Below are 15,090 nucleotides of genomic sequence, written 5' to 3'. Positions count from 1 at the left end.
TACACCGCATTCGCGAGCAAGCCCGCTCCCACAATGGACCTGCTTTGCTCATAGAGCAGGCTCCAAATCCAGGCCCAAAAAAAACGCCAACCCAAGGGTTGGCGTTTTCATGCAGTGCTTAACGAATCACTGCGGCTTCTTGCGACCAAAACCTGGACGCTGGCCGGAACCGGCCGGTGCACCACGACGCTTGCCCGATGGCGCGTCATCGACCAGCTTCAGGCCCGGGCGCTTTTTCGGCGATGGCTTGGCTGGGCGTTTGGTGCTGGCGCTGTCGTCGGCACGGCCCGCAGCCGGAGCACCACGACCAGACTCGCCACGGTTACCGCGACCGCCGGCAGGTGCATCACCACGACCGGCTGGACGCGGTGCGCGCGGCGCACGTTCGCCATCCTGACGGGGCGGTGCCGAAGGACGACGCTCGCCTTCGATGTGCGGCTCGCGGGAGATGCGACCGCCCGTGGCCGGTGCATCCAGCGCAGGGCGCAGGGTGCGGGCAACACGGTCGGTACGCGCCACCGGACGCGACGATTTACGCTGCATACGCTCAAGCTTGTCTTTGCTCTTGGCGTTCATCTGCGGCATGGCCACCGGCGTCAGGCCGACTTCGGCACTGAGGATATCGACTTCGTACTGGCTCATTTCGCGCCAGCGGCCCATCGGCAGGTCGGAGTTGAGGAACACCGGGCCGAAACGCACGCGCTTCAGGCGGCTGACCACCAGGCCCTGGGATTCCCACAGGCGACGTACTTCACGGTTACGGCCTTCCATCACCACGCAGTGGTACCAATGGTTGAAGCCTTCGCCGCCCGGCGCCTGCTTGATGTCGGTGAACCTGGCCGGGCCGTCTTCCAGCACGACGCCGGCTTTCAGGCGCTCGATCATTTCGTCATCGACTTCACCACGCACACGCACCGCGTATTCACGGTCCATCTCGTAGGAAGGGTGCATCAGGCGGTTGGCCAGCTCACCGTCGGTGGTGAACATCAGCAAGCCGGTGGTGTTGATGTCGAGACGACCGATGTTGATCCAGCGGCCTTCTTTGGGGCGCGGCATCTTGTCGAATACGGTTGGACGGCCTTCCGGGTCGTCACGGGTGCAGATTTCGCCATCAGGCTTGTTGTACATGATGACGCGGCGCACCGATTCGGCGGCCTCTTCACGCTTGATGACCTTGCCATCAATGGTGATGGCATCGTGCAGGTCGACGCGCTGGCCAAGGGTGGCTTCAACGCCGTTGACCTTGATGCGCTTCTGGGTGATCCAGGCTTCTACGTCGCGGCGCGAGCCTACGCCGATACGGGCGAGGACTTTCTGAAGTTTTTCGCCTGCGGGGCCGATTTCCTGGGTGTCGTTCTGGTCTTGGTCACTCATCTTAAGCACCTCCCGGTGTGTCGATTCAGGCTTGGCCTGAAGATAGTAAAAGCTGGGCTTTTGGCGAACGCATCGCCAAAGGGTCGCGAATCATACGCTCATGGCGCGCGTTGCGCATCAGAGACTAGTCGATAAGTGCAGGCTCATTTGCCTTTCCGCCGACCGGTGGCACCCAGCGCCAGCAGGCGCAGCTCGGCTTCGGCGAGTACCGTGCGCTTGTCGACCTTGTCGAGTTTCTTCCAGGCACGGATCTCGCGCTTGCTGCGCCCGCAGCCCACGCAGATGTCATCGGTGAATTTGCAGACGCTGATGCAGGGGTCTTTGGTGGAGCTCATTTGAGTTCTCCTTGCTGGCGACAATCCAAATGTGGGAGCGGGCTTGCTCGCGAATGCAGTGTGTCAGTCGCCGGATGCTTGGCTGACCCACCGCATTCGCGAGCAAGCCCGCTCCCACATTTTGTTCTGCGTCAGTCTTCGAATTGGCGGCGCTCGTTTTCGATGGCTTCGGCCAGGGCGCGGGCTTCGTCTTCTTCGTCGCTCAGCGGCGGTTGTTCGAGCGCTGCGACGGCGGCCAGCAGTTTGGCACGGGCTTCGGCGACGCCGAGGATGTCCTCCTCGGGTTCAGGCTCGGGCTCATCTTCAACTTCGACTGGCAGCTCAACCTCAACGTTCAGTTGCAACGCAGGCTCCTGCTCACCGTCACTGACCGCACCATCACGCAGCAAGTCATCGAAGTCAGTCTTGATGCCCTGCTCCATGTCATCCAGTTCCAGCAACAATGTGTGGAAACTGGTTTCGTCCTTCGGCTCTTCCGGCTCGGCGCTGGCGTCGGCCAGCTCCTGCAACCCGGCGGGCACCGGTGCGTCGTCGAAATCCAGGACCGGGTCCGGCTCCATCTCCCGCAGCTCGGCCAGCGGCGGCAAGTCGTCGAGGTTTTTCAGGTTGAAGTGATCGAGGAACACCTTGGTAGTGGCAAACATCGCCGGCTTGCCGGGCACGTCGCGGTAGCCAACGATCCTGATCCACTCCCGCTCCAGCAACGTCTTGACGATATGGCTGTTGACCGCGACGCCGCGCACGTCTTCGATCTCGCCCCGGGTGATCGGCTGGCGATAGGCGATCAGCGCCATGGTTTCCAGCATCGCGCGGGAATAGCGCTGCGGGCGTTCTTCCCACAGGCGGCCGACCCACGGCGAAAACTTCTCGCGAATTTGCAGGCGATACCCGGAAGCCACTTCCCGCAGCTCGAAAGCACGGCCGTCGCAGGACTTGCGCAGAATCTCCAGGGCCTTCTTGAACACCGGCGGCTCAGGGCGCTCGGCTTCTTCAAACAGTTCGAACAGGCGCTCCAGGGATTGCGGCTTGCCCGAGGCCAGGAGAAAGGCTTCCAGCAGCGGAGCCAGTTCGCGGGGTTCAGTCAGATTCATCGATTCAGCTCTTTATTCGGCTCGCGCCCGCACGTGGATAGCCGCAAAAGGCTCATTCTGGACCAGCTCGACCAAGGATTCCTTGACCAGCTCAAGGATCGCCATAAAGGTCACGACTACCCCCAGGCGCCCTTCTTCCTTGGTAAACAGCTCGACAAACGGCACAAACCCGCCGCCCTTGAGGCGATCCAGCACATCACTCATGCGCTCGCGGGTGGACAGTGCCTCGCGGCTGACCTGGTGGCTTTCAAACATATCGCCACGGCGCAGTACTTCGGCCATGGACATCAGCAACTCTTCCAGGCTCACGTCCGGCAGCAGCTTGCGCGCCCGGGCTTCCGGGGCGTCGAGCTTGGGCACCACCACATCGCGGCCGACCCGGCTCAAACCGTCGATGCCTTCGGCCGCGGCCTTGAAGCGCTCGTACTCCTGCAGGCGGCGGATCAGTTCGGCGCGGGGGTCATCCTCTTCCGCCTCGATAGTCTCCGAGCGCGGCAGCAGCATGCGTGACTTGATTTCCGCGAGCATCGCGGCCATCACCAGGTATTCGGCGGCCAGTTCCAGGCGCACGGTCTGCATCAGTTCGACGTAGCCCATGTACTGGCGGGTGATTTCCGCCACCGGGATGTCGAGGATATTGATGTTCTGCTTGCGGATCAGGTACAGCAGCAAGTCCAGCGGACCTTCGAAGGCTTCGAGGAAGACTTCCAGCGCATCCGGAGGGATGTACAGGTCCAGCGGCATTTCCATGACGGCCTGGCCGTAGACCATGGCAAACGGCAGTTCCTGCTGGGCGCCCGCCTGGCTGTCGACGGTTTCCACGGCCGACATTCAGGCCTCGACCATGAACGGTGCCGGGTCGCCACACCCTACGCGCACCACTTCCGGCTCGCCGTCGGCCAGGTTGATCACGGTGGAGGCCTTGTTGCCGCCGTAGCCGCCGTCGATGATCAGGTCGACGTGTTTTTCCAGCAGCCGGCGCATTTCATAAGGGTCGTACAACGGCTCTTCTTCCCCCGGCAGGATCAGCGACACACTCATCAGCGGCTCACCGAGTTCGGCCAGCAGCGCCAGGGCGATCGGGTGTTCCGGCACCCGCAGGCCGATGGTGCGCTTCTTCGGGTGCAGCAGCAGGCGCGGCACTTCGCGGGTGGCGTTGAGGATGAAGGTGTAGGGCCCCGGCGTGTGGGCCTTGAGCAGGCGGAAGGTGCCGGTGTCGACCTTGGCGAACAGCCCCAGCTGGGACAGGTCGCTGCAAATCAGTGCGAAGTTGTGGTTCTTGTCCAGGTCACGCAGGCGTCTTACGCGCTCGACCGCATTCTTGTCGCCGATCTGGCAACCGATGGCGTAGGACGAATCCGTGGGGTAGATCACCACGCCACCGGCACGGATGATCTCCACGGCCTGTTTGATCAGGCGCGCCTGCGGGTTTTCCGGATGAATCTGGAAGAATTGACTCACGTGTTCTACCTGTTCAGACGGTGGCAATAATGGGGTCATGTTTGAAGCGACACCAAAGGGGCGGCAAATCTTCCGGAACGGCGCGGTACTCGCCAATCTCGGACCAGCCGCCGGGGCCATGAAAATCACTGCCGGCGCTGACCAGCAGACCAAATTCACGGGCAAGAATCGCCAGGCTGCCTACCTGCTCGGCGGGTTGATGCCCGTTGACCACTTCGATTGCGTGGCCGCCCGCTCCAATATAGTCGCCAATCAGCTTGCGACGCTTGCTGCGGGTGAAATCGTAATGCCACGGATGCGCCAGGCTGACCCAGGCACCTGCTGCCCGCAGTGTGCCAACGGTGTCTTCCAGGGTTGGCCAGTGTTGCTTGACGTCCCCCAGCTTGCCGGCACCCAGCCATTTGCGGAACGCTTCGGCGCGATCCTTTACAAAACCTTCACGCACCATCCAGTCGGCAAAGTGCGGGCGGGCCGGGGCGTTGCCGCTGTCACCCAGTTCCTGCTGGATGGCGCGGGCGCCTTCCAGGCCGTTGGGCATGCCCTTGAGGGCCAGCTTGCGGCTTATTTCTTCGGACCGCAGCCAGCGGCCATCGTGCAATTTGGCGATGGCCTCCACCAGCGGCGGCGCGTTGACGTCGAAACCGTAGCCCAATACGTGGATGGTTGCGCCGCCCCAGGTGCAGGACAATTCAACCCCGTTGACCAGTTGCACGCCCAACGCATGCGCCGCCTCGCGGGCCTCTGCCAGGCCTTCGAGGGTGTCGTGGTCGGTCAACGACAGGACTCGCACGCCTTTTTCAAACGCACGCGCAACCAGGACCGCGGGCGCCAGGGCGCCGTCGGAGGCTGTGCTATGGCAGTGCAAATCAACATTCACGGGAGTGTGTAACCTCAAGTCAGCTGGCGCTTTCGCTACCAAGGATGTTTGTTATTATGCCGCCACATCCAGCTTCTGGCTCTTACTGTGAAACAATTCATCGACTTCATCCCGCTGTTGCTGTTTTTCATCGTTTACAAAACCGACCCTCGCGTTATCGATCTTGCCGGCCACGAGCTGACCCTCGGCGGCATCTACAGCGCCACGGCGGTGCTGATCATCAGCTCCGTGGTGGTCTACGGCGCGCTCTTCATCTCCCAGCGCAAGCTGGAAAAAAGCCAGTGGCTGACCCTGGTCGCCTGCCTTGTGTTCGGCAGCCTGACCCTGGCCTTCCACAGCGAAACCTTCCTTAAATGGAAAGCCCCGGTGGTCAACTGGCTGTTCGCCCTGGCCTTTATCGGCAGCCACTTCATCGGTGATCGCCTGCTGATCAAGCGGATCATGGGCCACGCGCTGACCTTGCCAGACCCGGTATGGACCCGCCTGAACATCGCCTGGATCGTGTTTTTCCTGTTCTGCGGCGCCGCCAACCTGTTCGTCGCCTTTACCTTCCAGAGCTACTGGGTGGACTTCAAGGTGTTCGGCAGCCTGGGCATGACCGTGCTGTTCCTGGTCGGCCAGGGTATCTACCTGTCGCGCCACCTGCATGACACCGACCCTACCACGCCGAAAACCGAGGACTGACATGCTCTACGCCATCATTTCCACCGACGTCGCCAACTCCCTGGAAAAACGCCTGTCCGTACGCCCGGCCCACGTCGAGCGCCTGAAACAGCTGCAAGCCGAAGGCCGCCTGGTACTGGCCGGCCCGCATCCTGCGGTAGACAGCAACGACCCGGGAGATGCCGGCTTCACCGGTAGCCTGGTGGTTGTCGAGTTCGCCTCCCTGGCGGCGGCACAAGCCTGGGCCGATGCTGATCCGTATGTAGCGGCCGGCGTGTACGCCCAGGTGCTGGTCAAACCGTTCAAGCAAGTCCTGCCTTGATTCGTTGCGCGCTGAACCAAATGGCTTCAGCGCACTCCTAAACGCTCATTATTCCCGGTAACCTGCCGACAACGTTCTGAATATTCGTGTGGAATCAGGAGTTCCGATGCGCTTACGTCAGTTGTGTCTGTTGGCAGTGTTAATGATCGGGGCTACGGCCCACGCTGAAGAAACCTCGAACACCGGCAGTTCCACGCCCCTGTCCTTGAGTGCCGGCAGCCAGATCACCGATTTGCAGCAACGTTTGAAAGAAAGCGAACGCCAGCGCGATGAGCTGAGCAAGCAATTGCAAAGTGCTGACGCCACGCGGGAAAGCACCCAACTGAGTAAACTGCGCCAGGAGAACCAACGCCTGGTCCAGCAACTCAAAGAAGCACAGGGCAGTGCCTTGCCACGCTGGCTTACCGAGCAACAACAATGGTTCGTGACCGGCGGGGCAGTCGCGCTGATCGCCCTGTTATGCGGGATCTTCGCCAGTGGCGGGCACCGGCGCCGTCGACAATGGCTAAATTGAGTGAGTCATGAGCGAGCTGTTACTGATAGATGATGACCAGGAGCTCTGTGAGCTGCTGACCAGTTGGTTGAGCCAGGAAGGTTTCCAGGTGCGCGCCTGCCATGACGGCTTGAGCGCCCGCAAGGCATTGGCCGAAGCCGCCCCGGCGGCCGTGGTGCTCGACGTGATGCTGCCCGACGGCAGCGGCCTGGAGCTGCTCAAGCAATTGCGCAGCGACCACCCGGAACTGCCGGTGCTGATGCTCTCGGCCAGGGGCGAACCCCTGGACCGGATCCTCGGCCTGGAACTGGGCGCCGACGACTACCTGGCCAAACCCTGCGATCCTCGTGAACTGACCGCGCGCCTGCGCGCCGTGCTGCGCCGCAGCCACCCGGCCGCCGTGTCCACTCAGCTGGAGCTGGGCGACCTGTGCTTCAGCCCGGTGCGTGGCGTGGTCACTATCGATGAACAGGAATTTGCCCTGACCGTGTCCGAAAGCCGCCTGCTGGAAGCCTTGCTGCGTCAGCCCGGCGAGCCGCTGGACAAGCAGGAACTGGCGCAAATCGCCCTGGGCCGCAAGCTGACCCTGTATGACCGCAGCCTGGACATGCACGTCAGCAACCTGCGCAAGAAGATCGGCCCGCACCCGGATGGCCGGCCACGGATCGTGGCGCTGCGTAGCCGCGGCTATTACTACAGCCTCTAGCCCGCGTAGCAGCTGTCGAGCCTCGGCGAGGCTGCGACAGCATCTCCTCGGTACAGGTGTCAGACCGCAGCGCCTGCCTCGCAGCCTCGCCAAGGCTCGACAGTTGCTACGGTCGCCAATAGTTTTGTCAGCCCCGCCCAAAATCCTCTTTACCCAAGCTTTACCGTCCCCTGACTGCCGCTGACCTTGATCTCCGTAATCTACTCACATCCGGACTCACCGGAATAGAGACAGGAGAATCACCATGCGCAAGACCCTTATCGCTTTGATGTTCGCTGCTGCCCTGCCAACCGTTGCCATGGCCGCTGCGCCAGAAGGCCCAGGCCCGATGGGCGGTCCTGAAGGCCACATGATGGGTGGCCCAGGTCACGGCGGTGAACACGGCATGCGGGGCAAAGGTGGCCCTTTCAGCCAGCTGGACCTGAGCCCTGAACAGCGCCAGCAGATCGGCAAGTTGATGGGCCAGCAATGGCACGCTCGCAAAGAGTTGGTGCGCAAGTACCTGGACAAACTGCCAGCCGCTGATCAGAAAGCCATGAAAGACGAAATGGCGGCCGCCAAGCAGAAAACCCAGACCGACATCCGTGGCGTGTTGAAACCCGATCAACAGAAGAAATTCGACGAGATCGTGAAGAAACAAGCCGAGCGCCGCGCCGAGTGGAAGGAATTCCAGGCCTGGAAAGCCCAGCAGCCGCAAAAAGCGCAATAATGATCTAGCTTCACTCCCAGCCCAGTGGCCACCGCCGCTGGGCTTTTCCTGTTTGAGGATTTCTTGTGCGTTCATTGTTCTGGCGCGTCCTTGCCAGCTTCTGGCTGGCCATCGCCCTGGTTGCCGGGTTGTCGATCCTGCTTGGGCATATGCTCAACCAGGACGCCTGGATTCTCAGCCGCCACCCCGGGCTCAATAACCTCGCGCAGGAATGGACGCAGCTTTACGAGGCCCAGGGCGAGGACGCCGCCCAGGAGCTGCTGCAGCAGCGCAAGCGTCAGTACCACATTGACGTGCAAGTGCTTAACGAAAGCGGCGAGCCTGTGGTGCGCGGCACTTTCCCGCGCCGCGCCGCCGCCCTCGAAGCCCGGCAAAACGACAGCCAGGACCGCCACCTGCCCTGGCGCCGGCTGACCGCCGAGTACACCAGCGAAAAAACCGGCGACACCTACCTGCTGATCTACCGCATTCCCCACCCGGAACTGGACGCCTGGCACCGCAGCAGCCTGCTCTGGCCGTTAAGTGCCCTGGCGATTGCGCTGGTGGTGCTGACCCTGTTCAGCCTGTTGGTGACGTTGTCCATCACCCGCCCCCTCAGCCGCCTGCGCGGCGCAGTGCACGACCTGGGCCAGACCACCTATCAGCAGAACAGCCTGGCGCGGCTGGCCAACCGTCGCGACGAATTCGGCGTACTGGCCACCGACTTCAACCGCATGGGCGCCCGCCTGCAAAGCCTGATCGGCAGCCAGCGCCAGTTGCTGCGGGATGTGTCCCACGAACTGCGCTCGCCCCTGGCCCGCCTGCGGATCGCCCTGGCCCTGGCAGAACGGGCCACGCCCGAAGCGCGGGAAAAACTCTGGCCGCGCCTGACCCGCGAATGCGACCGCCTGGAAGCGCTGATCAGCGAAATCCTGGTACTCGCCCGGGTGGACGCTGATAACGCCAGTGCCGAAGACATCGACCTCAACCCGTTGCTCCGGACCCTGCAAAAAGACGCCTTGCTCGGCGCGCCGGACCAACCCGTGCAACTGGATGCCGAGGCCGGGCTGCACCTCAAGGGCTGGCCGACCATGATCGAACGCGCGGTGGATAACCTGCTGCGCAACGCCCAACGCTTCAACCCGCCCGGGCAACCGATTGAAATGGAAGCCAGACGCCAGGGCGAACGCATTGTGATCAGTGTGCGCGACCACGGCCCCGGCGTGGATGCCGAACACCTGAGCCAACTCGGCGAGCCGTTTTACCGCGCCCCGGGGCAAACCGCCCAGGGCCATGGCCTGGGCCTGGCCATTGCGCGGCGCGCCGCAGAGCGCCATGGCGGCAGCCTGATCCTGGCCAATCATCAAGGCGGCGGCTTTATCGCCAGCGTGGATCTACCGCTGGAGCCTGGGGTTGTCATTCAACCCTGATGATCTTCTATGATGGTCCTTCTCATTAGGAGGGCCTTTGATGACTGATCTGCTCACCCCCATCCAGGAAGCACTCGATTTACCCGTCACCCCACTGGCCGTAACCGAAGTCGGCGCCCTGCCCTCGACCTTTGCCGTCACCGAACTGGCCAGCGCCAGCATCGGTGCCGCGGGCCAGGCGGTCGCCCAGTTGCTGTTGCAGCAAACCGGGCGCCTGCCCTCGGTGACCGTGGACCGGCGCCTCGCCTCGTTCTGGTTCTCCTCCTCGCTGCGCCCCGACGGCTGGACCACCCCACCGCTGTGGGACCCGATAGCCGGCGACTACGCCTGCACCGATGGCTGGATTCGCCTGCACACCAATGCACCGCATCACCGTGCCGCCGCCGAGCGCGTACTCGGGCAAGTCGCTGACCGTGAAGCAATGGCCGCGAAGGTTGCGCCATGGACCGCTGCCGAGCTGGAACAGGCGATTGTCGAGGCGAACGGCTGTGCGGCGCAGATGCGCTCGTGGCAAGACTGGCAGGTGCATCCACAAGGCTTGGCGGTCAATCAGGAACCGCTGGTCCATCGCCAGACCTTTGCAGCCCTCAGCGACAAACCCTGGCTGGGCTCGGTGGCAAGGCCGCTGGCGGGCATCAAGGTGCTGGACCTGACGCGCGTATTGGCCGGCCCCACCGCCAGTCGTTTTCTGGCTGGCCTCGGCGCCGATGTACTGCGCATCGATTCCCCTGACTGGAACGAACCCGGCGTGGTGCCGGAAATGACCCTGGGCAAACGTTGCGCCCGCCTGGACCTGAAAAAACCCGACGACCGCCTGATCTTCGAAAACCTGCTCAAGGACACCGACATTCTGCTGCACGGCTACCGCGCCGATGCACTGGAACAGTTGGGCTACGGTGAGGCTGCGCTGCAAGCCCTCGCGCCTGGCCTGATCGACGCCAGCCTCAACGCCTACGGCTGGAGCGGCCCGTGGCGCAATCGCCGGGGGTTCGACAGCCTGGTGCAGATGAGCACCGGGATTGCCGAGGCTGGCAGGCAGTGGAAAAACTCGGACAAACCGGTGCCGCTGCCGTTGCAGGCGCTGGACCACGCCACCGGGTATTTGATGGCGGCCAGTGCGATTCAGGCGTTGAGTGAACGATTGAAATCCGGCCGCGGCGGTTCGGCACTGTTGTCCCTCGCGCGCACGGCAAAGCTGTTGGTGGACGCAGGACAAGTCCCTGAACAACTACCGCTGCGGGCCGAAGAACCGGGTGATCAAGGCTTGGTGGTGGAGCAAACCGCCTGGGGCCCGGCCCACCGCTTGCTGCCCCCGGTGACCATCAGCGGGACACCGTTGCAGTGGGATTTGCCCGCAGGGGAATTGGGCTCACACCGCCCTCAGTGGTGACCGAAGATCCTGTGGCGAGGGAGCTTGCTCCCGCTGGACTGCGCAGCAGGCCCCTGCTTTTGGGTCAATGGGGCCGCTTCGCGCCCCAGCGGGAGCAAGCTCCCTCGCCACAGGTATGCAGAATCAATCCGCGCGGCTCAGTGATGTCCACAAATGCTGCGCCGCATAGGCTCTAAGCGGTCGCCAGGCCTCAGCCCGCGCCAGCAACTGGCGCGGGCTCACCGGCCCGCCTTCCAGCGCCACCAGCGCATTGATCAAACCGATATCCCCCGAGGCAAACGCATCCTGCTCGCGCATCTGGCGCATGGCGATGTACTGCGCCGTCCAGTCACCAATCCCGGGTAATGCGACCAACCGCGCCACGCCTTCCTTCAGGTTCGCCTTCGCCTGGAAAATCTGCGGGTCATCCAGCAACGCCTGGGCCACGCCCGACAAGGTACGCCCGCGACTTTTCGGCATGCCGAGGGTTGCCAAATCTGCGGCTGCCAGCACCTCGGCCGAAGGAAACACATGGGTCACACCGGCATGGGGCGTCACCAGCGGCGTGCCGTACTGCGCCACCAGCTTGCCCGCCAGCTTGATCGCCGCCACCACGGTAATCTGCTGGCCCAACACCGCGCGGATCGCCAACTCCAGCCCATCCCAGGTTCCCGGCACCCGCAAGCCAGGACGCGCCGCCACCAAGCTCGCCATCAAGGGATCATTCGCCAATTGCCGGTTGATCCGTTTCGGGTCAGCCGACAGGTCAAACATGTCCCGTAACCGCCGCTCAATTTCCGGCAACGCTGCCGGGTCGGGGAAGTCCACCGTTACCTCAAGCCAATCACCGGCCCCGGGCGACACACTGAGCCAACCCTGCTGACCGTCGACACTGATACTGCGCGAGTAAACGCCTGCGTCCACCGTCTCCATCCCGCTGATCGCCCGCGCCGACAAAAAGCCCAACATCGCCGCCCAGTCATACGGCGCCTGATACGCCAGCTGCATTCTCACAACGACAATACCCCGCTGTACAACCCATACGCCGCCAGGCTCGCCCCGGCGATCACGCAGGCGAAAATGCCTTTTTCCAGATGGGTAAACAAGGGCTGGCCCTGCTCGCGCTTGGCCAGGGCAAACAGGATCACCCCCGGTGCATACAGCAGCGCCGACAGCAGCAAGTACTTCAGGCCACCGGCGTAGAGCAGCCACACCGCATAGGCCAGGGCGATCAGGCTCACCAGCAGGTCCTTGGTGCGTTCGCCATGGGCGCCTTCGTAGGTTTCACCGCGGCCGCTCAACAGCACCGCATACGCCGCCGACCACAGATAGGGCACCAGGATCATCGACGACGCCAGGTAGATCAGGGTGGTGTAGGTGCTTTCCGAAAACAGCGTGATCACCAGGAACAGCTGGATCATTACATTGGTCAGCCACAACGCATTGACCGGCACCTGATTGACGTTTTCCTTTTTCAGGAACGCCGGCATGGTCTTGTCATGGGCGGTGGCATAGAGGATTTCGGCGCAGAGCAAGGCCCACGACAGCAGCGCGCCCAACAGCGAAACCGCCAGGCCGATGCTGATCAACAGCGCGCCCCACGGGCCGACGATATGTTCCAGCACCCCGGCCAGGGACGGGTTTTGCAGGTTGGCCAGTTCCGGCTGGCTCATGATCCCGAGCGACAGCAGGTTGACCAATACCAGCAGCGCCAAGACCCCCAGGAAACCGATGACCGTGGCCCGGCCCACGTCCGAGCGTTTCTCGGCCCGCGCCGAGTAGACACTGGCGCCCTCGATGCCGATAAACACAAACACCGTGACCAGCATCATGTTGCGCACCTGATCCACCACGCCGCCGAAACTCGGATTACTCAGGCCCCAGATATCCCGGGTAAAGATGTCGGCCTTGAATGCCACGGCGGCGATCACGATAAACATCACCAGCGGTACGATCTTGGCCACGGTGGTGATCTGGTTGATGAACGCCGCCTCCTTGATCCCGCGCATCACCAAAAAATGCACGGCCCACAGCAACACCGACGCGCAGCCAATCGCCACCGGGGTATTGCCCTGGCCGAACACCGGAAAAAAGTAGCCGAGGGTACTGAATAGCAACACGAAGTAACCGACGTTGCCCATCCAGGCACTGATCCAGTAGCCCCAGGCCGACGAGAAACCCATGTAGTCGCCGAACCCGGCCTTGGCGTACGCGTATACGCCGGAATCCAGTTCCGGCTTGCGGTTGGCCAGGGTCTGGAACACAAAGGCCAGGGTCAGCATGCCCACGGCGGTAATGCCCCAGCCAATCAACACCGCGCCTACCTCGGCCCGCGCCGCCATGTTCTGCGGCAACGAGAAAATCCCGCCGCCGATCATCGAGCCCACGACCAGGGCGATCAAGGCATTGAGGCGCAGCTTTTCCGAGGATTGGGACATGAATACTCCTGAACAAAACAACCATTGAGCCAACAACTGTGCACTCAACTAACTTATTAAGCCGGCGCAGCGTTTATTAGATATAGCCAATAAAGGCGCCTGCTTCATAACTTAAAGGCATGACAATAAACAGCGTTAAGGCAAATTTATAATTTAAATACCGCTGCGCTGTAAAAGTTTGCATATCTGTAAATACGGGCTAGCTTCAAAGGTCCATGCTAATGAGAAAATCTGTTGTTTGAAACGCAGAACCGCTCTACGACGAGCCTCTGCGAGGCACTTGAGCGCCCGTACCTTTCATCATAAGTCATTAATTCACAATGGAATGTGCCAATGAAGTGATCTGAGTCAGCTGTTTGATTAGCGCACGGATTTATTCTGTGGTCTCTCTTCTCCTGCATTGGAGTCATGCGATGTCTGAATCTCCCGGAAAACTTCGACTCGGCGCACTGGTTGCACTTGTCGTGGGTTCAATGATTGGTGGCGGGATCTTCTCACTGCCGCAAAACATGGCGGCCAGCGCCGATGTCGGCGCGGTACTGATTGGTTGGGTGATCACCGCCGTGGGCATGTTGACCCTGGCGTTCGTGTTCCAGACCCTGGCCAATCGCAAGCCCGACCTCGACGGCGGGGTCTATGCCTATGCCAAGGCCGGGTTTGGCGACTACATGGGTTTCTCATCCGCCTGGGGTTACTGGATCAGTGCCTGGTTGGGCAACGTCGGCTATTTCGTGCTGCTGTTCAGCACCCTCGGTTACTTCTTCCCCATCTTCGGCGAAGGCAACACCCCGGCGGCGGTGATCGGCGCGTCGGTGCTGCTGTGGGCCGTGCACTTCCTGGTACTGCGCGGGATCAAGGAAGCCGCGTTCATCAACCTGGTGACCACCATCGCCAAGGTGGTGCCGCTGGTGCTGTTTGTGTTGATCGCGCTCTTCGCGTTCAAGCTGGACATCTTCACCGCCGACATCTGGGGCGTGAAAAACCCGGACCTGGGCAGCGTGATGAACCAGGTGCGCAACATGATGCTGGTCACCGTCTGGGTGTTCATCGGCATTGAGGGTGCGAGCATCTTCTCGTCCCGCGCCGAAAAACGCTCCGACGTCGGCAAGGCCACGGTGATTGGTTTTATCACCGTGCTGCTGTTCCTGATGCTGGTGAACGTGCTGTCCCTGGGGATCATGACCCAACCGGAATTGGCCAAGCTGCAAAACCCGTCGATGGCCGCCGTGCTGGAGCATGTGGTGGGTCACTGGGGCGCGGTATTGATCAGCGTCGGCTTGATCATTTCCTTGCTGGGGGCGCTGCTGTCGTGGGTGCTGCTGTGTGCGGAGATCATGTTCGCCGCCGCCAAGGACCACACCATGCCGGAGTTCCTGCGTAAGGAAAACGCCAACCACGTGCCGGCCAACGCCCTGTGGCTGACCAACGCCATGGTGCAGATTTTCCTGGTGATCACGCTGTTCTCGGCCAGCACTTACCTGTCGCTGATCTACCTCGCCACCTCGATGATCCTGGTGCCTTACCTGTGGTCGGCGGCCTATGCACTGCTGCTGGCGGTGCGCGGTGAAACCTATGAAAGCGCCCCGGGCGAACGCAGGAAAGACCTGCTGATCGGCGCCATCGCGTTGATCTACGCGGTCTGGCTGCTGTACGCCGGTGGCACCAAGTACCTGTTGCTGTCCGCCCTGCTCTACGCCCCTGGCGTGATCCTGTTCGCCATGGCCAAGCATGAATTGGGCAAACCGATTTTCACCAACGTCGAGAAGCTGATTTTCGCCGCAGTCGTCATAGGCGCCCTCGTGGCGGGCTATGGCCTCTACTCCGGCTTCCTGACCCTGTAATC

General features: G+C 62.1%; 16 protein-coding genes. 8 read left to right on the top strand and 8 right to left on the bottom strand.

Going from position 1 to position 15,090, the window contains the following annotated elements; genetic code table 11:
• Positions 1 to 126 precede the first annotated feature (126 nt).
• The 6 genes from rluB to A462_RS23195 form a co-directional block, all read right to left on the bottom strand.
• Positions 127 to 1,374: a 23S rRNA pseudouridine(2605) synthase RluB gene (gene rluB, locus A462_RS23170; protein WP_003220080.1), complete on the bottom strand. Its 1,248-nt coding sequence runs from the start codon at positions 1,372 to 1,374 to the stop codon at positions 127 to 129.
• Between the two features lie 143 nt (positions 1,375 to 1,517).
• Positions 1,518 to 1,709, bottom strand: coding sequence for a DUF1289 domain-containing protein (locus A462_RS23175; RefSeq protein WP_008433107.1), 192 nt, complete (start codon positions 1,707 to 1,709; stop codon positions 1,518 to 1,520).
• A 131-nt stretch (positions 1,710 to 1,840) separates the two neighbouring features.
• Positions 1,841 to 2,800, bottom strand: coding sequence for an SMC-Scp complex subunit ScpB (scpB, locus tag A462_RS23180; protein WP_008433105.1), 960 nt, complete (start codon positions 2,798 to 2,800; stop codon positions 1,841 to 1,843).
• 12 nt (positions 2,801 to 2,812) lie between these two features.
• On the bottom strand, positions 2,813 to 3,511 hold the full coding sequence (locus A462_RS23185; RefSeq protein ID WP_173406103.1) for a segregation and condensation protein A: 699 nt from the start codon (positions 3,509 to 3,511) through the stop codon (positions 2,813 to 2,815).
• A gap of 120 nt (positions 3,512 to 3,631) precedes the next feature.
• Positions 3,632 to 4,261 carry an L-threonylcarbamoyladenylate synthase gene (locus A462_RS23190; protein ID WP_003220075.1) on the bottom strand — a complete coding sequence of 210 codons (630 nt, stop codon included), beginning with the start codon at positions 4,259 to 4,261 and terminating at the stop codon, positions 3,632 to 3,634.
• A 13-nt stretch (positions 4,262 to 4,274) separates the two neighbouring features.
• The gene (locus A462_RS23195; protein WP_008433104.1) at positions 4,275 to 5,138 is read right to left on the bottom strand and encodes a PHP domain-containing protein; all 864 of its coding nucleotides are present in this window, start codon (positions 5,136 to 5,138) and stop codon (positions 4,275 to 4,277) included.
• A gap of 87 nt (positions 5,139 to 5,225) precedes the next feature.
• Here A462_RS23195 and A462_RS23200 point away from each other — a divergent pair, with 87 nt between their 5' ends.
• The 7 genes from A462_RS23200 to A462_RS23230 all read left to right on the top strand — a co-directional run bounded on the left by A462_RS23200 (position 5,226) and on the right by A462_RS23230 (position 10,830).
• Positions 5,226 to 5,822, top strand: a complete 597-nt coding sequence (locus tag A462_RS23200; RefSeq protein ID WP_003220071.1) for a septation protein A — start codon at positions 5,226 to 5,228, stop codon at positions 5,820 to 5,822.
• A gap of 1 nt (position 5,823) precedes the next feature.
• Positions 5,824 to 6,123, top strand: coding sequence for a YciI family protein (locus A462_RS23205; RefSeq protein WP_003220069.1), 300 nt, complete (start codon positions 5,824 to 5,826; stop codon positions 6,121 to 6,123).
• Between the two features lie 106 nt (positions 6,124 to 6,229).
• The gene (locus A462_RS23210; protein ID WP_003220067.1) at positions 6,230 to 6,637 is read left to right on the top strand and encodes a hypothetical protein; all 408 of its coding nucleotides are present in this window, start codon (positions 6,230 to 6,232) and stop codon (positions 6,635 to 6,637) included.
• A gap of 7 nt (positions 6,638 to 6,644) precedes the next feature.
• On the top strand, positions 6,645 to 7,322 hold the full coding sequence (locus A462_RS23215) for a response regulator transcription factor (RefSeq protein ID WP_003220065.1): 678 nt from the start codon (positions 6,645 to 6,647) through the stop codon (positions 7,320 to 7,322).
• A gap of 244 nt (positions 7,323 to 7,566) precedes the next feature.
• Positions 7,567 to 8,031 (top strand): Spy/CpxP family protein refolding chaperone, encoded by a 465-nt coding sequence (locus A462_RS23220; RefSeq protein WP_003220064.1) that lies wholly within the window; start codon positions 7,567 to 7,569, stop codon positions 8,029 to 8,031.
• Positions 8,032 to 8,096: 65 nt separating this feature from the next.
• Positions 8,097 to 9,440, top strand: a complete 1,344-nt coding sequence (locus A462_RS23225) for a sensor histidine kinase (RefSeq protein WP_003220063.1) — start codon at positions 8,097 to 8,099, stop codon at positions 9,438 to 9,440.
• Positions 9,441 to 9,480: 40 nt separating this feature from the next.
• Positions 9,481 to 10,830: a CoA transferase gene (locus tag A462_RS23230; protein ID WP_008433097.1), complete on the top strand. Its 1,350-nt coding sequence runs from the start codon at positions 9,481 to 9,483 to the stop codon at positions 10,828 to 10,830.
• 123 nt (positions 10,831 to 10,953) lie between these two features.
• Here A462_RS23230 and A462_RS23235 read toward each other — a convergent pair whose 3' ends face one another.
• Positions 10,954 to 11,817 (bottom strand): DNA-3-methyladenine glycosylase family protein, encoded by an 864-nt coding sequence (locus A462_RS23235; RefSeq protein WP_008433096.1) that lies wholly within the window; start codon positions 11,815 to 11,817, stop codon positions 10,954 to 10,956.
• A 2-nt stretch (positions 11,818 to 11,819) separates the two neighbouring features.
• On the bottom strand, positions 11,820 to 13,247 hold the full coding sequence (gene arcD / locus A462_RS23240) for an arginine-ornithine antiporter (RefSeq protein WP_008433094.1): 1,428 nt from the start codon (positions 13,245 to 13,247) through the stop codon (positions 11,820 to 11,822).
• 413 nt (positions 13,248 to 13,660) lie between these two features.
• Between arcD (A462_RS23240) and arcD (A462_RS23245) the strand changes: the two genes are divergently transcribed.
• On the top strand, positions 13,661 to 15,088 hold the full coding sequence (gene arcD / locus A462_RS23245; protein WP_003220056.1) for an arginine-ornithine antiporter: 1,428 nt from the start codon (positions 13,661 to 13,663) through the stop codon (positions 15,086 to 15,088).
• Positions 15,089 to 15,090: the final 2 nt, after the last annotated feature.

The organism is Pseudomonas sp. Ag1 (assembly GCF_000278565.1).
Lineage (GTDB): Bacteria > Pseudomonadota > Gammaproteobacteria > Pseudomonadales > Pseudomonadaceae > Aquipseudomonas.
The sequence above is the reverse complement of the archived record's forward strand: the minus strand, read 5'-3'. Positions and strand labels throughout refer to the sequence as shown.